General features: G+C 56.2%; 23 protein-coding genes, 1 tRNA gene and 2 pseudogenes. 13 read left to right on the top strand and 13 right to left on the bottom strand.

The window, feature by feature from the left end:
• Nucleotides 1–45: 45 nt before the first annotated feature.
• Both B4968_RS18860 and ctaD read right to left on the bottom strand, forming a co-directional pair.
• Nucleotides 46–491: pseudogene (locus B4968_RS18860) on the bottom strand (DUF2244 domain-containing protein).
• A gap of 330 nt (nucleotides 492–821) precedes the next feature.
• Entirely contained in the window at nucleotides 822–2,495 is a 1,674-nt protein-coding gene (ctaD, locus tag B4968_RS18855) for a cytochrome c oxidase subunit I (RefSeq protein WP_083100945.1), read from the bottom strand.
• A 361-nt stretch (nucleotides 2,496–2,856) separates the two neighbouring features.
• On the opposite strand from ctaD, the gene B4968_RS18850 reads away from it, so the two are divergent.
• The 3 genes from B4968_RS18850 to B4968_RS18840 all read left to right on the top strand — a co-directional run bounded on the left by B4968_RS18850 (nucleotide 2,857) and on the right by B4968_RS18840 (nucleotide 5,416).
• Nucleotides 2,857–3,279: an HIT family protein gene (locus B4968_RS18850; RefSeq protein ID WP_083100874.1), complete on the top strand. Its 423-nt coding sequence runs from the start codon at nucleotides 2,857–2,859 to the stop codon at nucleotides 3,277–3,279.
• Between the two features lie 506 nt (nucleotides 3,280–3,785).
• Complete coding sequence (locus B4968_RS18845; protein ID WP_083100873.1) at nucleotides 3,786–5,012, top strand: alpha/beta fold hydrolase; 1,227 nt, start codon at nucleotides 3,786–3,788, stop codon at nucleotides 5,010–5,012.
• A 17-nt stretch (nucleotides 5,013–5,029) separates the two neighbouring features.
• Nucleotides 5,030–5,416, top strand: coding sequence for a hypothetical protein (locus B4968_RS18840; protein ID WP_083100872.1), 387 nt, complete (start codon nucleotides 5,030–5,032; stop codon nucleotides 5,414–5,416).
• A 103-nt stretch (nucleotides 5,417–5,519) separates the two neighbouring features.
• Here B4968_RS18840 and lipB read toward each other — a convergent pair whose 3' ends face one another.
• Nucleotides 5,520–6,179, bottom strand: coding sequence for a lipoyl(octanoyl) transferase LipB (lipB, locus tag B4968_RS18835; protein ID WP_083100871.1), 660 nt, complete (start codon nucleotides 6,177–6,179; stop codon nucleotides 5,520–5,522).
• A 321-nt stretch (nucleotides 6,180–6,500) separates the two neighbouring features.
• On the opposite strand from lipB, the gene B4968_RS18830 reads away from it, so the two are divergent.
• Together B4968_RS18830 and B4968_RS18825 are read left to right on the top strand one after the other, a co-directional pair.
• Nucleotides 6,501–8,075: a caspase family protein gene (locus tag B4968_RS18830; protein WP_241525851.1), complete on the top strand. Its 1,575-nt coding sequence runs from the start codon at nucleotides 6,501–6,503 to the stop codon at nucleotides 8,073–8,075.
• A 188-nt stretch (nucleotides 8,076–8,263) separates the two neighbouring features.
• Nucleotides 8,264–8,349: transfer RNA gene (locus B4968_RS18825), tRNA-Leu, on the top strand.
• Nucleotides 8,350–8,430: 81 nt separating this feature from the next.
• Here the strand turns inward: B4968_RS18825 and B4968_RS23230 are convergent.
• From B4968_RS23230 to B4968_RS18810, 4 genes and pseudogenes are all read right to left on the bottom strand, one after another.
• A complete protein-coding gene (locus tag B4968_RS23230; RefSeq protein WP_139792917.1) occupies nucleotides 8,431–8,616 on the bottom strand; it encodes a helix-turn-helix transcriptional regulator in 186 nt (61 codons plus the stop codon).
• Nucleotides 8,613–9,265, bottom strand: a pseudogene (locus tag B4968_RS18820) (hypothetical protein). Before B4968_RS18820 ends, B4968_RS23230 begins: the two are co-directional and overlap by 4 nt.
• 88 nt (nucleotides 9,266–9,353) lie before the next feature.
• On the bottom strand, nucleotides 9,354–9,632 hold the full coding sequence (locus B4968_RS18815; protein WP_083100870.1) for a hypothetical protein: 279 nt from the start codon (nucleotides 9,630–9,632) through the stop codon (nucleotides 9,354–9,356).
• Between the two features lie 231 nt (nucleotides 9,633–9,863).
• Nucleotides 9,864–10,133 carry a hypothetical protein gene (locus B4968_RS18810; RefSeq protein WP_083100869.1) on the bottom strand — a complete coding sequence of 90 codons (270 nt, stop codon included), beginning with the start codon at nucleotides 10,131–10,133 and terminating at the stop codon, nucleotides 9,864–9,866.
• Nucleotides 10,134–10,420: 287 nt separating this feature from the next.
• Between B4968_RS18810 and B4968_RS23225 the strand changes: the two genes are divergently transcribed.
• The 3 genes from B4968_RS23225 (at nucleotide 10,421) to B4968_RS18795 (ending at nucleotide 14,033) form a co-directional block, all read left to right on the top strand.
• Nucleotides 10,421–10,807 (top strand): response regulator, encoded by a 387-nt coding sequence (locus B4968_RS23225; protein ID WP_139792916.1) that lies wholly within the window; start codon nucleotides 10,421–10,423, stop codon nucleotides 10,805–10,807.
• Nucleotides 10,808–11,014: 207 nt separating this feature from the next.
• Nucleotides 11,015–11,920, top strand: a complete 906-nt coding sequence (locus B4968_RS18800) for a substrate-binding periplasmic protein (protein ID WP_083100868.1) — start codon at nucleotides 11,015–11,017, stop codon at nucleotides 11,918–11,920.
• Nucleotides 11,838–14,033, top strand: a complete 2,196-nt coding sequence (locus tag B4968_RS18795) for an ATP-binding protein (protein ID WP_161492613.1) — start codon at nucleotides 11,838–11,840, stop codon at nucleotides 14,031–14,033. The genes B4968_RS18800 and B4968_RS18795 overlap by 83 nt, the downstream gene beginning before the upstream one ends.
• Before the next feature lie 536 nt (nucleotides 14,034–14,569).
• Here B4968_RS18795 and B4968_RS18790 read toward each other — a convergent pair.
• Nucleotides 14,570–15,454, bottom strand: a complete 885-nt coding sequence (locus B4968_RS18790; protein ID WP_338153316.1) for a S24 family peptidase — start codon at nucleotides 15,452–15,454, stop codon at nucleotides 14,570–14,572.
• Nucleotides 15,455–15,501: 47 nt separating this feature from the next.
• On the opposite strand from B4968_RS18790, the gene B4968_RS18780 reads away from it, so the two are divergent.
• The 3 genes from B4968_RS18780 (at nucleotide 15,502) to B4968_RS18770 (ending at nucleotide 16,579) form a co-directional block, all read left to right on the top strand.
• Nucleotides 15,502–15,825 carry a hypothetical protein gene (locus B4968_RS18780; RefSeq protein ID WP_083100865.1) on the top strand — a complete coding sequence of 108 codons (324 nt, stop codon included), beginning with the start codon at nucleotides 15,502–15,504 and terminating at the stop codon, nucleotides 15,823–15,825.
• Nucleotides 15,822–16,148 (top strand): helix-turn-helix domain-containing protein, encoded by a 327-nt coding sequence (locus B4968_RS18775; RefSeq protein WP_083100864.1) that lies wholly within the window; start codon nucleotides 15,822–15,824, stop codon nucleotides 16,146–16,148. The genes B4968_RS18780 and B4968_RS18775 overlap by 4 nt, the downstream gene beginning before the upstream one ends.
• Nucleotides 16,149–16,345: 197 nt before the next feature.
• Nucleotides 16,346–16,579 carry a hypothetical protein gene (locus B4968_RS18770; protein ID WP_139792915.1) on the top strand — a complete coding sequence of 78 codons (234 nt, stop codon included), beginning with the start codon at nucleotides 16,346–16,348 and terminating at the stop codon, nucleotides 16,577–16,579.
• Here the strand turns inward: B4968_RS18770 and B4968_RS18765 are convergent.
• From B4968_RS18765 to B4968_RS18745, 5 genes are all read right to left on the bottom strand, one after another.
• Nucleotides 16,576–17,040 carry a GNAT family N-acetyltransferase gene (locus B4968_RS18765; protein ID WP_083100862.1) on the bottom strand — a complete coding sequence of 155 codons (465 nt, stop codon included), beginning with the start codon at nucleotides 17,038–17,040 and terminating at the stop codon, nucleotides 16,576–16,578. The two genes, B4968_RS18770 and B4968_RS18765, sit on opposite strands and share 4 nt — an antisense overlap.
• Before the next feature lie 262 nt (nucleotides 17,041–17,302).
• Nucleotides 17,303–18,061 carry an ABC transporter ATP-binding protein gene (locus tag B4968_RS18760; RefSeq protein ID WP_161492612.1) on the bottom strand — a complete coding sequence of 253 codons (759 nt, stop codon included), beginning with the start codon at nucleotides 18,059–18,061 and terminating at the stop codon, nucleotides 17,303–17,305.
• Entirely contained in the window at nucleotides 18,058–19,146 is a 1,089-nt protein-coding gene (locus tag B4968_RS18755) for a FecCD family ABC transporter permease (protein ID WP_241525850.1), read from the bottom strand. The genes B4968_RS18760 and B4968_RS18755 overlap by 4 nt, the downstream gene beginning before the upstream one ends.
• A complete protein-coding gene (locus B4968_RS18750; protein WP_083100860.1) occupies nucleotides 19,143–20,249 on the bottom strand; it encodes an ABC transporter substrate-binding protein in 1,107 nt (368 codons plus the stop codon). The genes B4968_RS18755 and B4968_RS18750 overlap by 4 nt, the downstream gene beginning before the upstream one ends.
• A gap of 80 nt (nucleotides 20,250–20,329) precedes the next feature.
• Nucleotides 20,330–20,671 (bottom strand): DUF2946 family protein, encoded by a 342-nt coding sequence (locus B4968_RS18745; RefSeq protein WP_083100859.1) that lies wholly within the window; start codon nucleotides 20,669–20,671, stop codon nucleotides 20,330–20,332.
• Between the two features lie 230 nt (nucleotides 20,672–20,901).
• Between B4968_RS18745 and B4968_RS25350 the strand changes: the two genes are divergently transcribed.
• Nucleotides 20,902–21,027, top strand: coding sequence for a hypothetical protein (locus tag B4968_RS25350; RefSeq protein ID WP_277620964.1), 126 nt, complete (start codon nucleotides 20,902–20,904; stop codon nucleotides 21,025–21,027).
• Nucleotides 21,014–21,245 (top strand): hypothetical protein (locus B4968_RS23845; RefSeq protein ID WP_139792914.1); only part of this gene is annotated, 232 nt, incomplete at its 3' end. The genes B4968_RS25350 and B4968_RS23845, both read left to right, overlap by 14 nt.

Here is a 21,245-nt window from a genome sequence, read left to right as displayed (position 1 = left end):
AGAAATCACATGTTTCTGGCCCAGCCGTCCCGGCGCGGGCATGATTTAGGCAGGGGTAAAGATCCGGGCGAGGTCGCTATGAAGGGCTTTGCGCTCGTCTTCTGACAGAAACGCCCCGATCTCGACTCCGCGGCCGCCACCGCGCAGAGTGACATAGCTCGGCACAGGCCCCTGAACAGGGTGCAGGGTCAATGTGGTCCAGTAGCGATTGCCTGCCAGCTTTGCTGTTTGCCACTGGCGTCCCGCCGCTCCAGCTGGGCGTCGGTGCTGTCGATGGTCAGCACCTCAAGGATCTGGGCGTCGCGGCGGTTGCGGTCCAGAGCCCACTTCAAGCCAAAGAGCGCCAGCGCCAGAAACGGCAAAAGCCCCCACAGCACCACGGACCCCAGAAAGGCCAGCAGCGGCAGGGCGATGAAAATCGCTGTTCCGGTGAGGAAACGCACATAGCCCTCGGGCGGCAGGGATTGATGGGGCCACAGGTGCAGCTCCATAGGCTTCGATAGGGGCTGCAATTGGGGCTGGGTTGTCTGCTCTGACGTGTCTGACAGAGAGGGCGGTGGGGTGATCCAGGAATAGGGCATGGGGCAGGTCTTTGTTGGCGGAGGCAGCTGCGCGCGCAGAGCTGTTTCGGCAATTATGTGTTTTGGGTGCGGGTTTTCAAGCGGGCAATTTATCGCGGCCCGGAACCTGCGACCCGAGATCTGCGACCCGGGATCTGCGGCCCGAGATCTGTTGCCTGCGACCTGAGGCCTACAACCCCCGCATAAAAAAGGCCCCGCAGCAGATGCTCCGGGGCCTTTGATTCTGTCTGTCACCTCAGATCAGTGAGAGTGGGATTTGTCCCATTCTTCCTGCTTTGGCAGGATCTCGAAGGTGTGCTCTGGTGGTGGGCAGGGCAGGGTCCATTCCAGCGTGTCTGCATATTCATTCCAGTAGTTGTTCTGGGTGATACGCGCGCCGCGCAGCAGCGAGTAGATCATCACACCAAAGAACAGCAGGAAGGATGCAAAGGACAGGAAGGCGCCATAAGACGAGATCTTGTTCCAGTAGGCAAAGCCCTCGGGGTAGTCGATGTAACGACGCGGCATGCCCTGACGACCCAGGAAGTGCTGTGGGAAGAAGGTCAGGTTGGCACCGATGAAGAACATCCAGAAGTGAATCTGTGCGCCCAGCTCGTTGTACTGACGACCGGTCATCTTGCCAAAGTAGAAGTAGATACCCGAGAAGATCGCGAAAACAGCACCCAGCGACATTACGTAGTGGAAGTGCGCAACCACATAGTAGGTGTCGTGATAGGCGCGATCCACTGCGGCCTGCGACAGAACCACGCCTGTGACACCACCAACGGTGAACAGGAAGAGGAAGCCAAAGGCAAACATCATAGGCGCTTTGAACGAGATAGAGCCGCCCCACATGGTGGCAATCCACGAGAACACCTTAACGCCCGTTGGCACCGCGATGACCATGGTGGCCAGCATAAAGTAGGCCTGTTGGTTCAGCGACATACCCACGGTGTACATGTGGTGCGCCCAAACGACGAAGCCCAGAACACCAATCGCGATAATCGCCCAGACCATCGGCAGGTAGCCAAAGACCGGCTTGCGCGAGAAGGTGGCGATCACGTGCGAGATGATACCAAAGCCCGGCAGGATCACGATGTAGACTTCGGGGTGCCCAAAGAACCACAGGATGTGCTGATACAGGATCGGATCACCACCACCGGCGGGATCAAAGAAGGTGAAGCCAAAGTTGCGGTCCATCAGCAACATGGTGATCGCGCCGGCCAGAACAGGCAGGGACAGCAGGATCAGCCAGGAGGTGACAAAGATCGACCAGCTGAACAGCGGCACCTTGAACAGGGTCATGCCGGGGGCACGCATGTTCAGGAAGGTGGTGATCATGTTGATCGCACCCAGGATGGACGAGGCACCCGAGACGTGAACGGCAAAGATTGCCAGATCCATCGAGTAGCCGCCTTCATTGACCGACAGCGGCGGATACAGAACCCAACCGACACCAGAGCCAAGCTGGTCATTGCCGCCAGGCGACAGAACCGAGGCGACCGCCAGCGATGTACCAGCCACATAGAGCCAGAAGCTGAGGTTGTTCATCCGCGGGAAGGCCATGTCCGGTGCACCGATCTGCAGCGGCATGAAGTAGTTGCCAAAGCCGCCGAACAGCGCCGGGATCACCACGAAGAACATCATCAAGATGCCATGCGCCGTGATCAACACGTTCCAAAGATGACCGTTCGGGGTACATGCGCTGGACGCATCCGCAAAGAAGCGGGCGCCTTCTGCACACATGTACTGAACGCCGGGATCCATCAGTTCAAGCCGCATGTAAACGGTGAACGCGACAGAGATGAAACCAACAATCGCCGAAACGATGAGGTAGAGAATGCCGATATCCTTATGGTTCGTACTCATGAACCAGCGGGTGAAAAAACCGCGCTCGTCTTCATGGCCGTGACCAAGAATGGCTGCGTCTGCCATTTTGGGTGCCTCCTGTTGCATAACTTGTGGCCCCAGGAAACACTCCGGGTGGCCATAGACTCATGGATGGTTTTAGTGTGCCGGGTAGTGGCCTTCAATGGCGGAGTTTGATCTGAATCAAGATTAATTGTCGCGGGCACTTGTTTTTTCCACGGTTTTGCCCGGTTGCCCCGGTTTTGGTGGTGATCTGTTAAGGTTTTCGCAGGTTTGCTTTTGTGGCGGGCATTGTGGCGACATCGCCCGTCGCCGTTTGCCCATCGCCGTTTACCCGTCGCCGTTTGCCCCGCGACGTGAAGGCTTGACCAGAGCAGCCCTGAGCCGCAAAACCCAAGACACATCATTGCAACAAGGAGGGCATCTGATGACGGCCTATGACCCGGACAACATCTTTGGCAAACTTCTGCGCGGCGAGATCCCTGCGGCACGTGTCTATGAAGATGACGACACCCTTGCCTTTATGGACATCATGCCGCGTGCTGACGGACATCTGCTGGTGATCCCAAAAACGCCCTGCCGCAATGTGCTGGACGCCAGCCCCGAGCAGCTCGCGGCTGTGATGCAAACTGTCCAAAAGCTGAGCCATGCGGTGGTGAAAGCCTTTTCGGCAGATGGGGTCACGCTACAGCAGTTCAACGAGGCCGCAGGCGGGCAGGAAGTGTTCCATCTGCACTTTCATGTTCTGCCGCGCCATGACGGAGACAGGCTTCGTCCCCCCGGCCAAATGGCGGAGCGGGAGGTAATCGAAGCCCAGGCGAGCCGCATTCGCGCCGCACTGGCTGAATAGCGTGCGCGCCGTTCAGTCGTCCTGTGCGGCGACATCCTGGTGACTGCCGCTGACGCATCTGCTGGGGGCGGCATGCCGCCGAGTCTGTAAAATGTCACGCTGCAACCAATTTGATATTGGGTGCAGCGTACAGTTGATTTATTTTTTCAGGTAGCTAGTATTTGTAAAGCTAAAATGAGTCTTTCTTTAATCGGTTGGTAAGAATTGGGTGTTTGTGGCTTTTTGAGAGCTTGCCCGCGTTTCATCTCGCAGCACTATTGCCAATCTGCCCTATGACTTTTTCTGGCTCAAATATGTAGGGTTGCGGCCAGATGATTTGGCTCGGTTTGAGCTCTCCATTTGCGTAATGAGTTTTTTGTTGATTATGAGGTGGATGTGACAAACCTGCAGCGGATGATCCTGCCCTCGCAAGAGCAGATTGTTGCGGCAATCTATGAAACTGTATTGCGCCAGAGCTGTTTTCCAGGTTTATCCCCGAGCAAAAGCCGGATTCTTTTGTAGGTGCAATGTGCTTACCTGCAGGGATTAATCCGGCTTTTGAAGCCCCCGAGCTGCAAGCGCATTTTGCCCGGGCCCTGGAGATTTTGGAGCAGCAATGGCATCGGATTGGCTGCCCCAATCTTGTGACGGCCCTTGCAGAGCCCGCCGCGCGCAATTGGGTTGCGGGTGAGGGCACGCGCCCTGGTCTTTGGCTTCTGGTCGACCTTCAGGGCAGGCTGTTGCGCTTCTGTGATCAGGGAGAGGCACCAGCCGGAAGCCCCGACAGGGATGGCGGCGATGCGCTGGCATGGCTGCAGGTCTCTTCGGCAGGCAAGCGGGCCTGGGAAAATTTTGTAAAGCAGATCGCCTCGGAGACGTTTAGCTGGCAAGATATTCAGGTTCTTGAAACTGTAGCATCGCCGAAAAAACTGCTGTGCAGGCCCGTCTGGGTCGGGAACGATGGCGACACCGGGGCGGGGCCCATCGCTGTATCGGTTGAAGTGTTTGATGGTGTCTGGCCTGCGGAGGCCGATGAGGTCGTGGCGCAGGCCTTTGGCCTGGACCATCAGGAGACCCGTTTTTTGCGCGATTTCTTGTTGGGGCAGCTGGACGGTCCTGCATTGCCGCAGATGCTCTCGCAGATTGCAGCCAAGGCGGGGGCGCCCGGTGCTGCAGAGATGATTCGGCTTGTTGGTTTCCTGTTGCAGGAACGCGCCGACGATCTGGCGATAGCTGCGGGAACGCGTTTGCCGCCAAGCCTGCTAATTCGCGATGCTCTGGGCTGCGAAACCCAGTGTTTCCGCCTGGGAGCCGAGACCGGCCAGCCGGTGATTTTTGTGCATGGCATGATGGATGGGATTGCCGGAATTCAACGGTTGCAACCGCAGCTTCGCACCTGCGGTTTTCGGGTCTACGCCCCTTTGCGCGGCGGCTATGGCACCTCGCATCCCACGCCCAAACCCCACCAGCAACTGAATGCTTTTGTCGCCCAGATCAAAGCGCTTATTGAGCAGGAGAACCTGCAGCGGCCAATCTTGTTGGGCCATCGGAGTGGTGCGGTTTTTGCCCGTGCGGCTGCGCTGCGGCTGCGGGACCGGATCGGAGGCATTGTTGGTGTGGCACCGACCCCGCCGCTAAGCGGGCCCGCCACTATCGCTCGTTGCAGGGCTATCAGCGCTGGCTGGCGCTCAGCGCCCGGTTTGCGCCATCTCTGTTGCCACTTGTTCTCAAGAGCTGGTCCCGAACGGTGCTAAAGCAGGGTGGGACGACATTGGTCCGTTGGCAGGCAAAGCATGGCAGCAAGGCACTGGCGCAGATTGATGCGATGGATCTTGATCCGGTGTTGGGCCTCAGTCATCTCTTGGTGATGCAGCAGGGCGGCACCGGGTTTCTTGCGGATATGGCTCTGGCAGCGGGAGACTGGCGTCGGCAGATGATCGGACATGGCACCTCTACCATCTACCTTTGTGGCGACGAGGAGGTTTTGGCGCGTCAGGAGGGGCTCTATCCCATGGTGGTCGGGGCGGAGAAGATCCAGACCCGTATCTGCTCCAGCGCGGGGAATGTGCTGCTCTATGTTGGCCCTGAACTGGTCCTTGCCGCCCTTGAGGAATTGTCTGCGGACAAGGGCCCCGGGGCGCAGCTTGCTTTGTCGTAAAAGTGGCGGCGGCATTTGTGCCGTGGCTTTGGAGCACATCCTTTGGGGGTGGCCTGGGCTCTCTGGGCTGCGCCGCCGCAAAGATGCACAATAACGTATCTTGTCAAAGAGGAGTTTGTTCGAAGACGGCCGAAAAGCTGCGCTTTAGGGCGACATCGACATCTTCCAGTGTGATGGGCAAGCCAAGATCAACCAGGCTGGTCACGCCGTGCTCCTGAATGCCACAAGGCACAATGCCGTTGAAGTGCGAGAGGTCTGGTTCGACATTGATCGAGATGCCGTGAAAGCTCACCCACTTGCGCAGACGAATGCCGATGGCAGCAATCTTGTCTTCGGCAAGCAGGCCATCCGCGCGCCGTGGTTTGTCAGGACGCTCCACCCAGACCCCCACCCGCCCGTCACGGATATGGCCTGTGAGGTTGAACTCAGAGAGGGTCAGGATCACCCAGGCTTCCAGATCCTGCACAAAACGGCGCACATCGCGGCCACGCCTTCCCACATCAAGCATGACATAAATCACCCGCTGGCCGGGGCCGTGGTAGGTATATTGGCCACCGCGGTTCGAGGGATATACCGGAAACCGGTCCGGATCCGTCAGATCCTCGATCCTGGCAGAGGTTCCTGCGGTATACAGCGGCGGGTGTTCCAGCAGCCAGATACACTCGGGCGCCTGGCCCGCAGCAATGGCTGCCGCGCGGCTCTCCATAAAGGAAACGGCGGCTTCATATTCCACCACAGCCTCTGATGTGATCCATTCTACCATTGTCGATCCTGTCGGGAAGGGAGGCCATTTGGCCTATAGGTTGAATTGTTGGCGAAATGACTCGTCCCTATGAGCGAAATTGCGCTAGGCTGATTCCATATTGCGTATACATAAAGGGGAGTGGCATGTTTTCAAAGTCGCTAAAGTCAGCATTGGCTGCAACCATCATTTTAACCTCAGTTGGCGGGCCGACGGCTGCTGACAACCTCGGCGCGGCTCTTCTCGGCGGTATTATCGGCGGTGCGATTGTAAGTGGAGCAAATCGCAATAAGCGCACAACCACCCGGAGCAATGCGAACTCTGCCGCGCGGGTGCAAAACCGTGCAAACGCAAACCTCTTTGACTTATTTTGGGTTTCCAGCAGGCACACCAGATGGTGTAATGGGTCGCAAATCGCGGGCTGCAATTAGCCATTACCAAGGGTACATGGGTTATCCTGCCACCGGGCAGCTAACCGATTATGAGTTGGGTTTTTTGAATTCCGCCCACCAGCGCGCGCTGGCAAGCGGTTTTCAGGCGACACAGCAAGCGAACTCACACCCTGACGGGTCGAAGATTCTGCTCAAGATTTATATGAACGAACAGCTGCAAAGACAGGTGCCACAGCAGCAGGTTCCGCAGATGGCAGGTGTGCCTGCAACAACAATGGTGACCACCGGCACCTATGGTGCTCCGCAGCAGTTTGGGCAGCAAATTCCCCAGCAGGGCGCCCATGCAGGGCAAGCCCCCGTCACGGTGCAAACCTACGGCGCACAGCCACAGATGGTGATGCAGGGGCAGGCCGTAGCCGGGTATCAGGTGCAGGGCGGTCAGGGCCAGGTTTTCCAAGCTCAACCGCCACAGGGCCAGCTTGTTCAGGGGCAGCCTGTCCAAGGGCAAAACTACCAGGGCCAAGTCTACCAAGGTCAGGTCTATCAGGGCCAGGTTTTCCAGGGTCAGGCCGTTCAGCAGGGGCAAGTTTTCCAAGGTCAGGTGACCCAGCAAGGCCAAGTCATGCAGCAAGGCCAAGTCATGCAGCAAGGCCAGGTTATCCAGCAAGGTCAGGCTATCCAGCCGCAACCTCCCCAGCAGGGTGTGACCATGGCGGCCCTTTCACAGGAGCAGACTGCGGCAGCCACGCTCCAGTCTGACGTTCGACAGCCAGTCTATACCGCGCCTGCGAGCAGACGTCGGGCCCTGGTGATTGGCGTTGACGGGTATACCAACCTCGAGTCGCTGCAAAAAGCACGTAACGATGCCCAGGCCGTAAGCAATACGCTGAATGAATTGGGCTTTGACGTGCTGACGCTCTATGATGCCAGCCGCCGGGAGATCAACAGTGCGGTCTCAACTCTGGCTGGGCAAATCGAGCCAGGCGACGAAGTTTTGTTCTATTTCGCCGGGCATGGCATTGAAGTTGACGGACGAAACTATCTGCTCCCGTCAGATGTGCCTGTGGTGAACTATGGCGATGAGAGTTTCCTCACCGGAGAAAGCATTCCTGCGGGCAGAATCCTGGATACTTTCCAACGCAAAGGCGCACGGACCACGATCATGGTTCTTGATGCCTGCCGCAACAACCCCTTTTCTGTAGATGGAAAGCGGTCGGTAGGTGGCTCACGCGGCTTGGTGCGTATGGAGCCTCCGGAAGGGGCTTTCATACTTTACTCTGCGGGGGCCGGGCAAACTGCGCTGGACCGGCTGTCGGACGACGACAACAATCCAAACTCGGTCTTCACCCGCGCCCTGCTGCCGCGCCTGCAGGAGCAGGGGATGTCATTGCATGATTTGGCAAAGCAAGTGCGTCGGGATGTTCAGCAATTGGCAGCGTCGGTAAATCACGAACAGTTCCCCGCCTACTACGACCAGATGTCAGGCGACATGTTCCTGTCCGCCTCCCAGACTGCAAATCAATAAGCGCACAGATCTGCGTGTGACGAGGGGAGAAGCGTTCATTCTCCCCTCAGGCTCTCCTCAGCGTCTTGCTAAAGTTTGGTGATTTTGCCTGAAAACGAACGGGTGGGGTGAAATTCCATATTCTTCGATTTTACCTCTTCACATCCTTGGTGGGCTCGTCTAATACGCCTTCACCAAGCCTAGACAGTGCGGTCGTGGCGGAATTGGTAGACGCGCAGCGTTGAGGTCGCTGTGGGGTAACACCCGTGGAAGTTCGAGTCTTCTCGCCGCACCAAGGCTTTCCAGTAAGTATCTGAAAGTAAATTATTTTTGGGTGGACCTGCCTCAACAGGTCCACAATTAGCCCCACAAGCGATCAAGTGCTTTTTGCACCTCCCTCAATCCAAGCGCAAACCTCTGACACTTTCAGCAGGGATCTACCTTGTGCTTTGTGGATCGTTATCAGCCCTTTCTTAGCTGCCCGGTAAATCGTGTCGCGGGAGACCGAGAACACTTTCTTGGAATCGGCAAGCGGCACATAGATAGGTTGATCGGTATTCATGCCGCCTGCTCCCGTCTTGAGGCATGGCTTCCCCATTGGTCAGCCATGGCGGACGCGATGCCGGGAAAGAACTTGCTGCGCAGCTTCCAGCGTTCAGCGCCTGGGCTGGCCTTGTGCACAGTGTCGCGAGAGGTCGATCCATCAAGGGAGCCTGTTGCCGTGAGAGGTGGTAGGCTACGCAGCCAGAAACAGGTTCTCTTGCGCTCATTGTCTGGCCCGTTTGGATCGGTAGCAAACTGCCAAGGCTGCACCGTTTGCGCAGGGGGCCGGTAATCCTGGATCCGTTCTTTCGCATGCTTGTGCATTACAGGGTTCTCGACGGCTACGCAGGGGATATGGGCAACGTTCCAAACGGCAGAGAACAGCGCGGCACCTTCATCGAGTTCGGCCCACATGTCGTGCAAGCTGCGGCCTGCTGGTGGTTTGGAGAGCCAGCGCACACCACTGTTACACAGGCGGGTGCAGGGGGGATGCATGACGGCCATCAAATCCCAGTCGCCCTGCATGACTCCAGAATGTCGCCTTGGATATGACGGTTTGACGGGGTGTCAGAGGGTAGCAGGTCGCAGGACCATGTATCGTGGCCAAGGGCAAGAAAGGCCTCTCTGACAACTCCGCTGGTTTCGCATCCGATAAGAACTTTTGCCATGGCGCTGGGCTTTCTGGATTGGGTGAGGAGGGCGCAGCCGTTGATCGTGAGTGGTGGGCTTGAGGTGCCGCGCCCTAGAATGCAGCGCTCACACTGCAGGTGTCGAAAAGAGCTCATTGGGCCCATCGGGTTTTCCTACCGAGGCGATTTTGACCCAGTGGGTGATTGCCTCAATCGTATCGGCGCCTGATGCTTGGATGCCGTGCAGTTCGGCGCGGTGCGTTAGGTTCTCCGGCTCCCACCAGTCCGTTGGATCATCGCTGGGGGGTGTTAAGATGCCTCCCAGATCCTGGAATGTCAGAATTTTGCACAGGCCGTGTTTATCCTCAATTTCCGCCGCAGCGGCTGTCAGGGTGTGTGGGGGCATGGGGTTGCCTTTTATTTGGTGCGCGGGCGGTGAACTTTGGAGGAGGACTGAACCGCCCGCGCCACTCCGCGCAATCGGGATGAGGGCGCGGAATTCTGAAAGGAGTGACCGGCGCCGTCCTCCTGGCGCCGGTCGAAGTGTTATTACGGGGGCGGGGGTGCCCGCTGGCAGGCCTGCGAGTGCTGATCTTGGCGGGCTGCAAGGCGTCTAGGAAGGCGATCCCCTGTTAGCTCACGCGGCATGGCGGCGCGGGGCGCGGTATCCCTGTTTGGCAGCATAGGTGCGCACAGTTTCACCAACCCGGGTCAGGGTTTGGTCAAGCGGTTCGGGCGCAGGTGTGGGCCGACCAATTAGGTGCTGTGGCTGCAGGCGCTGCGGGTCAAATCCCTGGCCGCGTGCCGCCTTCATTGTTGCCCAGGCAGCTGTAAACAGGCTGGTGTCGTGCAGGTAATCCTCGGGTGCACTGATAATCTGGCGGGCGGTTCTAGTAATGTCGTTCATTCAATCCTCCATCGGTTGATGTGAAGATTAATAACGGGGTAAAAATACCCCATTTAGATTGTGGGCGAAGCTTTGGCTGTCTACTGGCGAACTTGACCTTAAGCTGGCTAGGCCTAGGGGGAGGGGGGCGTCAACTGGAAGGGCGGGAAGGAGCCATTCGCTGCGGATGCGAGGCAATGGTGACGCCAAGTCGGAAACTGACGTCGGCGAACCTTGCAAATGGAGTCATTGGCCGTCACAATGGTGATGAAATAGAGCATTTACTACGATCTCGGTAAAAGAGCCCTATGAAGCAGCTATATATTGCAGACGACAATACTGGTTTTTCAGAATATATCGCTACAGTGGCCAGTCGCGAAGGATGGCTGCCCGTAATTTGTGTGAATGGGCAGGATCTTGTCGAACAAGTCGCGTCGGGTTCGGGATCAGCTTTGCTTATCGTTGATATCTACATGCCTGAAATGGATGGGATTGAAGCAATCGAAGGTCTTGTCGATGTGGATCGCCAATTGCGTTTGCGGTTCATTGCTGGTGGAGCAGACGCTCCGTTTCTGGCAGCCAAAATGATTGCCGAAGCTCGAAACTTGTCGGTCGAGCGCAATATCTTCAAGCCCCTCGGCAAAAACGATCTGATCGCCTTGCTGGAACAGGAAGCACGAGAATTGGGTGTGTGATGCTGTGCGGCCGCATGACCGCAAGGAGCTCATAGTACCGCATGCTGCACTGTGTGTATTTGACCTTATGTGCCGAATGCGGACAAGGTCGCTCGCAAGGGTGGCCTAATACACTAAAGACATCCCACGCGTCAGCTTGCAGTAAGAACTTCACAAAAATACCAATTTGGCTATGGTTAGAAATACCCGTCGTAGGGAAGGTGAAATATGAGTTCTCCATTTTTCAGGTTTTGGTTCGCTTTGTTGTTGCTGACTTGTCAGCCAGCGCTTGCCGAAAAGGCACTCGTCTTCAGTACCGCAGCGAACGCACCATTTCACAAGCAGGACGGAACGGGGTTCATTGATCTTGTCCTGCACGAAGTTGGCGCGCGGATCGGCCAGCCCATTGTCGTGGTCGGCCTGCCCCCCGAACGCGCCATCCAAGACGCCAATAGCGGGTTGGCCGACGGCGATGCCTATCGGATCGGAGGGCTTGAAAAAATCTATAAAAACCTCATTCAGGTGCCTTTGACGCTTGCCGACATGCGGTTTGCGGCCTTCTCGACGCAACGCGATCTGGTGCTGAACGATTGGGAGGATTTACACACTCACTCTGTCGCCTACGTCACGGGGTGGAAGATATTCGAGGCGAAGGTCACCGATGTAAAAAGTCTTGTGACGGAACGGGATCCCGACCAACTTTTCTTGCTGGCCAAGCGCGGACGCGTCGACGTAGTCCTGTTCGATCTTTGGCAGGGTTCGGCCTTTTTGGAAACAAAAGGTTGGACGGCCATCCAATCCATCGACCCTCCGTTATCTGTCAGAGACATGTATCTCTACGTGCATAAGAAACATCGCGATCTAGTTCCTGAAATCACCGCAGCCTTGCGGGAGATCAAGGCAGATGGAACATACCAGGCTCTGTTCGATCAAATTATGGCCCCTCTTTTGAATGACGGACGGGCCCGCCACACCTGTGGGAGCGGACCGGACGAGGCCGTATTCCCACATCGACCGTCGGTTTGTCGTATATGTCGTTCTGTTCAGTTCTGTGGTAACGCTGGTACTGACGGGCATTCAGCTTTTCCTGGATTACCGCACGGATCGAGCCGCGATCGACGAGCGATTGGTTGAGGTCAGGCAGGTTCATCTGGCTAATATCGCCCAAAGCCTTTGGGTGGCCGATTTTGACAGCATCAAATTGCAGATTGAAGGCATCGAAAAATTGACGGACATGCAATACCTTGCTGTCCTTGAGAACGACGACGCCGTTATTTCAGTAGGCAAACTCGCCGTCAGGAACGTGGTCGGCAGCGACTATCCTGTCCAATACAGCCACTTGGGAGAAATTCGGCAGATCGGCACGCTGATGGTGCAGGCGTCTTTAGATGGGGTCTATCAACGGCTCTTACAGAAAGCGCTGGTCATTCTGATCAGCAACGCAATCAAAACCTTCCTCGTCGCTGGTTTCATGATCCTTTTCCTCAGGCGGTTTATTTTGACCCCGCTTGAGGAATTCACCCAGTTTCTTCGCAAGCACGAAGGAGCGGTGGCGGTGCCAGAATTCAAACCCGCGTCCATGCGGGACCGGCAAGATGAACTGGCTGTTGTCTTTCAGAAGTTCAATGAACTGAACAAGCGGCTCGAGCACTCTTTTGCCACTGTCCGCGAGAGCGAAAAACGCTTTCGCGAAATCGCCGAGAATGTTGGCGACCTGTTCTGGATCGGGTCACCCGATTGGCAAGAGGTGTGGTACGTCAATCCTGCCTATGAGAAAATGTGGGGCCGTAGCTCAGAAGTATTGCTGAGCAGCCCCACGGCATGGATGGACGCGCTGGACGAGCAGGGGCGCAAAGATGTCGAACGAACGGTCGAACAGGCGCAAAAGGCAATTGCCGAGACGCCCCCAGGAACGGTTAGGCACATTGATTTCCCGACCTACAAGGTGATCCGGCCCGACGGCTCTGAACGGATACTTTATGCTCGAGGGTTCCCGGTCTGGGATGACCATTCAAAGTTGGAACGCATCGTTGGCATCGCAACCGACGTCACCGAATTGTTCGAAGCGCAGGCAGAACTGCTGGCCAGCGAAGAACGGCTTCGCAGGGCGCAGAAACTCGAATCCATCGGCCATATGACGGGGGGCGTTGCGCATGATTTCAACAACCTGCTGGCGGTGCTCCTTGGTAATCTAGAGTTGTTGCGGGACGACATAACCAAATCCGAGGATCTGAAGCTTATCGACGCGGCAATAGGGGCTGTTGGGCGGGGGTCCGACCTGACCCGGAACATGCTTAGCTTTGCACGGCAGGCAGCTTTGGCCCCCAAGGTTCTAGATCTCAATGAAATCGTCCATTCGACCCAATCCTGGATAGGTCGGACCCTGCCTGCAACAGTTCATGTCGAGACCTCATTGCAGGCCGATCTGTCGCGGATTGAAGCGGATGCAGGATCGACACAAAGCGCGCTTTTGAACCTTGTCATCAATGCGCGCGATGCCATGCAGAACGACGGAAATCTGACGATTGAAACCGCCAATATCCTGATCCGGCCAGACGATACGACATCTGTTGAAGGCGGGCTGGAGCCGGGCGAATACGTGATGCTTGCGGTCAGCGACACGGGTGAAGGCATTCCGAAGGAGTCGCTGGAGACCGTATTTGAGCCATTCTACACCACAAAACCGCCCGGATCGGGATCGGGCTTGGGTCTTTCGATGATCCAGGGATTCATGGACCAATCCGGTGGGACCGCCCGCATCTATTCCGAGCCAGACGTCGGAACGACGGTGAAACTCTTTTTCCGGGCTTTGCCAGATGAGCACGGTCGCGCGCTGGACAACGCAACGGTAGTTACGCAGCCCGCAGGAGGAACTGAACGTATTCTGCTTGTTGAAGATCAGGCAGCGGTGTTGGAAATTCTTTTGGCGACACTTGAGAAAGCTGGATATGAAGTAAAGACAGCGACTACAGGCGATGAAGCAAAGAAAATTTTTCTGGACGAGCCTGCTTTCGACCTGCTGGTCACCGACATCGTCATGCCCGGTGAATTGCAGGGAACCACTCTTGCGAAGGCGCTGCGCGAACTTAGACCTGATCTACCGGTCGTCTTTATGTCCGGCTATGCCAGCGAGGCAACTGTCCACGGCAACGGCCTGCGCCCCGAAGACATCAGATTGATGAAGCCGGTGCACCGCGTGGATCTTCTGTCAGCGATCGAGAAAGCGTTACATGGGTTCTCCCAATAGGACACTCAACCGTGCCACTACGCCGTGACTTGAGTTGTGGACAAAGCCGCTAACGGAAGGGTTGGCAGCACCAGAAGATGGCGCGTATCCGATTGTCATGCGCCAGAGATGCATCGCTCAGCAGTCCTGACAACACCTGCCGTCCCAATAGAAGCCAACGATCACCTATCCCCACGCCGACCCTTTTGGCAATCTGCGAAAAAGGTCTGCTTTCCTGCGCACTGGTGACCTTGGTGACAACTGCAGCGAAAGACTGCAAAGTCCTACTCTGCCGACCTCCGGCCACCGGAAATGCTGCACAATGTGTTGAACGGCTGCTTCGGGGAAGCTGCAACGCAGCACTTGGGCACCTGGCCAACGGCAGGTTTGGGCCGTTCGCAGCGCACTTCCGTGTCCAAACGCCTTGTATTTAGCATAGTCAGTTTCTGAGCATTTCTGCTGCACTTGGATCAGGCTATCCAGTTTTACTGGCGTGAGATCCTGATGTGTTGACCGGCTAACAAAGGATTTTTTGGAATACAGGTTTAGGGCAGTGGCTAGATTTTGTGTGCTAACTCTTCTGGCCAATGAAGGCGAACCTTTGCTGCCCACTTCAGGCGGACATTCCACATGTTGTTTGCTCCAGGGTTCAGGGAGATCAGGTGGAATAGGCCAGGCTCATCACCTAGTTTGATCTGTTTTACCCATCCCATCCCATCCTCGTCCTCACAGACGCATCGGTGACCAATATCGTCGGAAGCAACGACGTCATGGCCATTGCGGGTATAGAAAAGTAGATCTCCCGCTGAATAGATAGGTTCCATGCTGTCGCCCTCAATTTCAACGGCGACAATGCCATGCGGGGAAAGGCCTGGTGGGCACTCGACCTGGGGGCCGTCTCCTTTAACATAAGCGTCAAACAACGGTACTCGCGCTCCGGCACCAACTTTGCCTGCAATGGCAATGGTTCTGCGATCTTCTTGGACCAACATGCCTTCAAGGAAACCTTCGAGATTGGTGCCAAAGGATGCTGCAATTTTAACAGCGTCGTCGACGTTGGTGGACTTGCTTTTCCCTTGAGCGAGGTTTTTTAGCAGCTCATAAGAAACACCAGCGTCCAAGGCTATTTGGCGCATTGATTTATTGCTGGCTTTGGTTGCGGCGAGAAACGCATCTCTGAAGGACTGTTGCATGTGGGGTAAATTACCCCATTTGCTCGTTTTACGCATGGAGTAAATTAACCCTTGACGATTGGGGTAAATTAACCCCATTAGCGTTGCATGGAACAGTTTCTTGATGATATGCGAGCTTATGCCAACGCTGTTGGTAGAAGCCCACAGCACATTCTGCGCCAATCGGTTGGTGCCAGTTGGTTGCAATGGAAAGCTTGGGTTAATGGGCAATCGAGCCCAACCCTGAACACGGTGGATAAGATCCGCCAATACATGGCTGACAATCCGGCACCTACACCAGTTGGAGAGGACGCAGCATGAGCCGTCCCCGTCTGACACTGATTGTGAACAACGAAATCCCATGTTTTCAGCATGAGCCGCGCGCTGGGCAAAAGTCTTGGTCAAATATCTTTGACCCATACGCACTCAAGGCTAGCGCGCCTGATCTGTGGTCGGCCTATTTCCGGCAACGCTTCAACAGCCCGCGCGAGGTGGCGCTGTTTTGTGACGTGAGCTTTCAGACAGCGCTGAACTGGTGGGGGGCGGTGACTGCACCAGCCAGCCATATCGCGTTGCTGGTGATCCTCACCGATCCGGGTGCTCCTGAATTCTTCGCGGAAGAGATACGGAGAGTAGCATGAGCATTGAGATCTATTCTCTTATCAAACGCCGGATAGTGGGGTCACCCACGAAAAAGGCAATCCTGCTCTACATGGCTGACGCTGCAAGTGACGACGGCTCCGGTATCTGGGTCAGCAAGGGCAACATGGCTGCTGATCTGGAAATGAAAAGCAAGCGGACTGTGCAGACCAATATCTCAGATCTGGTTGAGTCCGGGATCATCTCGGAAGTGGGCCAGCGCAAGTGCCGAAATGGCTTTACTGTGGAGTACAGGATCAACCTCAATACCGTTTCTTGCTTGCCTCCGACCCGTGCGCGAAATGCCCCGTGCCACTATATGTAGGGGGTGCAGGAAATGCACGGGTGCAGGAGTTGCACCCGACAGGTGCAGGAAATGCACCCCTACCGGTGCAGGAGATGCACCCAAACCATCCTTTGAACCATTATAGAACCTTGTGCCCGGCTGACGCCGACCACACACAATCCCTAGATTTTGATTTTTCGGGGTTCTGGGATCAGTTCGCTGATGCCTTCCCCCGAATGGGCGATGCAGAGAAAACCGAGGATGCACTGCGCAAAGCGCTGGGAGAGGGTACAGACCCAACTGAGATCCTGGCAGGGGCCAAGGCCTATGCCGTGGAGCAGGCGGGCAACCAGCCTCGCTACATCAAGTATTCTGAAAACTGGGTTGAGGAAAAGCGCTGGCGCCAGCATGTGCGTAAGCCCAGAGGCAGCGCTGCGGGACTTAGCGGCCGTTCGCACGATGCGCACTAATCGACACGGACGGCAATCCGCCGCTTCTGGAAGCCCGTTCTGCTTTGTTCGAAACCTGCATGTGCATAGAATGCTAATGTCGAAGGGTTTCTAGACCCTGTACTCAGCATGATCTTGTAACAACCGTTCTGCCACGCTTCATTTGTAGCTGCGTCAAGCATTGACGTTCCGAAACCTTTTCCGCGATGCGCGGGATGCGTGACAACATTCTCGATCAGCGCGTAAGGCGTTCCACCCCTAGTCAAATTTGGAATGACTATGAGCGTGCAGGTACAGACCACCTCTCCGCCGAACTCGCCAATAAAGATCGCACTTCCCGCATACTTAGTGATATCGTGAATTATCGTTTCTGCAATCTCGGGTGGGCATCTCTCGTTGTCAGATGACAGGTGCAAGTAAAGGTCTTGCAGTGCATCGACATCATTTGCAGTAGCTGGCCGGACCGAAAGAAGAGCTATCATAAGTCAATTGATACTCCGGGCGCTGCAGTCGTACAAGACTGCAGAAAGGGCTCAAACCGGACTTGCGGTGGTACAGCACGCAGATCTTGGCCTGGTAGGTCGTTGCGCGAGCAACCCGATGACGGGACCCAGCCCAAAGCAGCCCCACAGCTCTTGACCCGAATTTGCGATAGCCGACCTTAACCGCACGAGGTGCGAGCTGGTAAGATGCGGGACCTTGCCTAGCTTTCGTTTTCTATGGCATGTCACTTGCAATACCAAGCTAGACAGCATGAAGCGGCGTCACCTGAATTTTGCCAGATGGGCCGCGACTGATGTCAGCTTTGATGCCGTACATTGCTTGCAAGTTTTGTTGGGTGAGCACGTCGCTTGCCGTACCAGCTGCAACAACAAGGCCATCCTTGAGGCCAATGAGCCGATCCGAAAACTGGGCGGCCAGAGTAAGATCATGCAGCGCGATCGCCACGCAGGCACCACTGTCGCGCGCATAGGTGCGAACGCGGTCAAGCACCAGAAGTTGGTGGCGCAAATCAAGCGCAGCCGTGGGCTCGTCAAGGAGCAATACTTTAGGTGTTCGAAACAATGCTTGTGCGAGGTAGACAAGCTGACGCTGCCCACCACTAATCTCATTGAGTGTACGATTTTCTAGCGTTGCGAGGCCAAAGGTTTGGAGTGCAGTTGTTGCCTCACCCACCAAAGAAGTCGGTAGGCGCATACCCAGCTTTCCGAGGCGGCCAAGTAGAACAACTTCCAGCACGGTCAACGATGATGTTGCGTCAGTATCTTGAGGCATGTAGGCGATGTGTTGGCGCTGTTCTGCCGCCGTCAAAAGATGCTCTGCAAACAAAAGATGCCCTTTCATCGGTGACAAGCCAGCCATCGCCTTGAACAGCGTTGATTTGCCCGCGCCGTTACAGCCGATCAAGGCGGTGACTTGCCCTGTTTTAAATGGCTCAGAAAAATCGCGAATGATGGGTGCCGTGCCATAAGACACGCTGAGATGTTTGGTTTGCAGGCTCACCAGTGTCTCCTTTGGCCGCGTAGTATAAGGAAAAAAAGGAACGGCACGCCGATCAGCGCGGTGACGATGCCAATGGGGATCACCCCGCCGGGCGACACCAGTTTGGACAGCACCGAGGCACCAGTCATGGTGATAGCGCCGGTTAAAGCAGACATGGGTAAAAGAATGCGTTGATCTTCGCCAACCAGCATACGTGCGATATGAGGCGCGACGAGGCCGACAAACCCGATGGTGCCAACGAAGGCTACTCCGGATGCAGTCAGCAGCGCGACCACGGCAAATAGCTTTATGCGAAGTGATTTCACATCAACGCCAATCGACGCGGCACGCACATCGCCGAGCCTTAATGCCGTGAGCTGCCACAGATTGGGAAGCACTATGAGGCTTGCGAACACGAAGCAAGCAGCGACAATTGGCACGTTGTTCCAACTTGCCTTGAGGAGCGAGCCGAAGAGCCAGAAGACGATAGATTGCAGCACCTCAGGAGAGGCGAGATACTGCACCATGGATTGCGCTGATTGAAACATGAAGAGCGTGGCAATACCTGCGAGCACCATGATTTCGGGGCTCATTCCCCTTATGTTAGCAAAGGCGAACACCAGGGCGGCGGCCGCGGCGCACATGACGAAAGCCGCCAAGGGGATCGTCAACCAAGGAGCAAACGGCAGGGTTATTCCGGTGAGAATAGCGAGAGCTGCACCAAAACCGGCCGCCGCCGAAAAACCCAGTGTGTAGGGGCTGGCCAGAGGGTTGCCGAGGATCGTTTGCATATGTACGCCAGCGGTGCCCAAGGAAATGCCGACAAGAATAGCCATCAGCGTCATCGGCAGGCGGATATCATGCACGATAACCCGCACCATACTGCTGGCTTGACTGGGGAGGAACAAGGCTTGCAGCACATCCCCCCCAGCCAAGAAGGCAGGGCCGATCAGGATATCCGCGACGACGAGCACCGCAAGCGTTGCTGTGGCAGCCACAAGCCAGAAGACGCGCCGCGCTATCAGCTGCCGATAGCCAAGTTGAGCAGGGGCAGCTTGCGCCGCCCCTTCCGTTAGTGCGTCAGACGTATTCAAGGCGCTGCTCACGGCAACTTAGTCATGTAGGTGCCTTTGAATTCGACGGGCATATAGGTTGCGAAAAACCGCTCCAGAGACGCCTGCGGGTCAACATCGGCGAAGGCCTCAGGGTAGAGACTCTTGGCAACGAACTGCAGGAACGCATAGTCATAGAGTGTGCGGTTGCCACCGTGGTAGATGCCGAAAACCTTGCCGTCTTCAACCGCATCCAAGCCATCCCAGCCAGGGCGACCGAGGTAGGCCTTCATGCGCTCATGCGTCAGCGCGCTGTCCACATTCGGCCCCATGATGACGGCCTCGTCGCGTCCAGCCCATCCCGAGCCCGCGAGAAAAATAGCCTGCGGATTTTGCGCCAGTACATATTCAGGGCTCAGCTTGCCCCAGTTGCTGATCTGGCCATCGGCAATGTTGATCGCGCCAACCTGGTTGATCACGCTGCCCCATTGAGTGCCTGAGTAGGAGTTGTCGACAGCGTCTTTGCCTTTGCGGGCAAGCTCGACGTAGACTTTCGGCGCATCGCCTTTGGGTAATGCTGCAAGGCGGGCCATAACGTCAGCGACCTGTGCTGCATAGGCGTCAGCCAGCTCTTGCGCACGGTCTTCGGACTTCATGATCTGGCTGAGAAGATGCGTCGACTGAACGTGCTTTTCAACGGTTTGCGCATTGTAGTCGAGTACGACCACGGGGATACCAGCCGCTTCGATCCGCTCAGCCACGTCGCCCAGTGCCTTATACTGCCAGGCCGCGAGCACGGCGACATCAGGTTTGGCGGCAACAACGGCTTCAAGCGAGAAGGTGCCAGAGTCGACTTCGCCTACATCTGCCAGCTCTTCAAGACGGGGAATGGCGGCTGCGTATGTCTGCCATTGCAGGTTCCGCCATCCGGCCCATGTGTCCTTTGAAATCGCGACAACGCGGTCGTAGGCGTCAGGCCCGGCCACCGCGAGGAAGTCTTCGTAGTAGAACCCCAACAAGATGCGCTGTGGATCAGCCGGGATTTCAACAGTGCGATCAAGCGTGTCAGTGACTGTGATGCTTTCTGCCCCTGCAGGCAGGGCGAATGACGCCATGAAGGCCACGGCAGCAACGCCGCGTGAAAGTGTTTTGAACATAGGGTTTCCTTTGGTTCACAGATTTATTCGGGCCGCCCACTTAGGGAAGCTCGTTATGTTTTGTTAGAGTGTGTGAAAGTTCAAAGGATTGGTGGTGCGCGGCTTTGAAAACCTGCAACAAGGCGCAGTGGCACATGCATCCGCGGGCTGGCTGGTAGAATTTGGGTATGGTCGCGCTCAAACGCAGACCACGCCACATCATGGCGCGTCGCGATATCAATCGTGGCGCCAAAAGACTGACACCAGTCGCAACCGCTGCCTATGGCTTGCTCAGTCGGCTCGCCGGTGTCAGGATTTATGGATATAGTCTGAATACCAAAGCGCGAACAAATTTCGACTTGCATCGCATTGGCTGACGTGCCGAGTATAAGCCCGGACATGCTGAACTGAATAAACAGCCAAGCCACCGCTGGAAAAAGCATCCAAACCTTATGTTTAGGTGATCTTTTCAATGTAACTCGCATGGTAATCCATCGGGCACTTTTCAACAGGTTATGCTGTATAAGTCCAGCGCAATTATTGGCCGCTTCGAAAGTTCGCTCCAATCACCCTCGGTTTTGGACTATGTGGAACGGTGTTTTGCAAAAATGAATATCAACTCGCCCGGCAATCCTCGCGCCTGCAACTAGGGATAACGCTGCAGGAAACGGCCATGACCGCGATGCGGCGGGACGCGGCCTTGTTCGGCCTGAGCCCAGTTGATGCGGCGCGCTTGAGTGATGGGGGCCAGGGGGATCTGTTCGATCAGGTTATGGTGCAGCTCAATGGAACCAATTGATCACCCTGTCAGCAAATATGCGCTGGGGGTTCTGGAGGGCGATATCGTCGCAGGTGACTTGGTGCGGATGGCTTACGAGCGGCACCTGATGGATCTGGAAACCGGCGCAGATCGCGGGTTGTTCTTTAACTGCCAAGCCGCCAGCCCTAGCAAACCTAAACCAACATGCTACGGCTGCGCACCAAGGTCGGCTGTGCGGTGTGGTTTCAACGGGTCGT

Origin of the sequence: Pseudophaeobacter leonis (genome assembly GCF_002087335.1) — a bacterium.
In the GTDB taxonomy this organism is placed as follows: domain Bacteria; phylum Pseudomonadota; class Alphaproteobacteria; order Rhodobacterales; family Rhodobacteraceae; genus Pseudophaeobacter; species Pseudophaeobacter leonis.
The sequence above is the reverse complement of the archived record's forward strand: the minus strand, read 5'-3'. Positions and strand labels throughout refer to the sequence as shown.

Excerpts from the sequence above, each read along its gene's own strand:
- B4968_RS18770 (WP_139792915.1), top strand. The coding sequence starts at position 16,346 with ATGGGCGATGCAGAGAAAACCGAGGATGCACTGCGCAAAGCGCTGGGA.
- B4968_RS18780 (WP_083100865.1), top strand. The coding sequence starts at position 15,502 with ATGAGCCGTCCCCGTCTGACACTGATTGTGAACAACGAAATCCCATGT.
- B4968_RS18845 (WP_083100873.1), top strand. The coding sequence starts at position 3,786 with ATGTGCTTACCTGCAGGGATTAATCCGGCTTTTGAAGCCCCCGAGCTG.
- B4968_RS18745 (WP_083100859.1), bottom strand. The coding sequence starts at position 20,671 with ATGCTTTTTCCAGCGGTGGCTTGGCTGTTTATTCAGTTCAGCATGTCC.
- B4968_RS18815 (WP_083100870.1), bottom strand. The coding sequence starts at position 9,632 with ATGCCCCCACACACCCTGACAGCCGCTGCGGCGGAAATTGAGGATAAA.
- B4968_RS18775 (WP_083100864.1), top strand. The coding sequence starts at position 15,822 with ATGAGCATTGAGATCTATTCTCTTATCAAACGCCGGATAGTGGGGTCA.
- B4968_RS18810 (WP_083100869.1), bottom strand. The coding sequence starts at position 10,133 with ATGAACGACATTACTAGAACCGCCCGCCAGATTATCAGTGCACCCGAG.
- B4968_RS23225 (WP_139792916.1), top strand. The coding sequence starts at position 10,421 with ATGAAGCAGCTATATATTGCAGACGACAATACTGGTTTTTCAGAATAT.
- B4968_RS18850 (WP_083100874.1), top strand. The coding sequence starts at position 2,857 with ATGACGGCCTATGACCCGGACAACATCTTTGGCAAACTTCTGCGCGGC.
- B4968_RS18765 (WP_083100862.1), bottom strand. The coding sequence starts at position 17,040 with ATGATAGCTCTTCTTTCGGTCCGGCCAGCTACTGCAAATGATGTCGAT.
- B4968_RS25350 (WP_277620964.1), top strand. The coding sequence starts at position 20,902 with ATGACCGCGATGCGGCGGGACGCGGCCTTGTTCGGCCTGAGCCCAGTT.
- B4968_RS18750 (WP_083100860.1), bottom strand. The coding sequence starts at position 20,249 with ATGTTCAAAACACTTTCACGCGGCGTTGCTGCCGTGGCCTTCATGGCG.
- B4968_RS18800 (WP_083100868.1), top strand. The coding sequence starts at position 11,015 with ATGAGTTCTCCATTTTTCAGGTTTTGGTTCGCTTTGTTGTTGCTGACT.
- ctaD (WP_083100945.1), bottom strand. The coding sequence starts at position 2,495 with ATGGCAGACGCAGCCATTCTTGGTCACGGCCATGAAGACGAGCGCGGT.
- B4968_RS23230 (WP_139792917.1), bottom strand. The coding sequence starts at position 8,616 with ATGAATACCGATCAACCTATCTATGTGCCGCTTGCCGATTCCAAGAAA.
- lipB (WP_083100871.1), bottom strand. The coding sequence starts at position 6,179 with ATGGTAGAATGGATCACATCAGAGGCTGTGGTGGAATATGAAGCCGCC.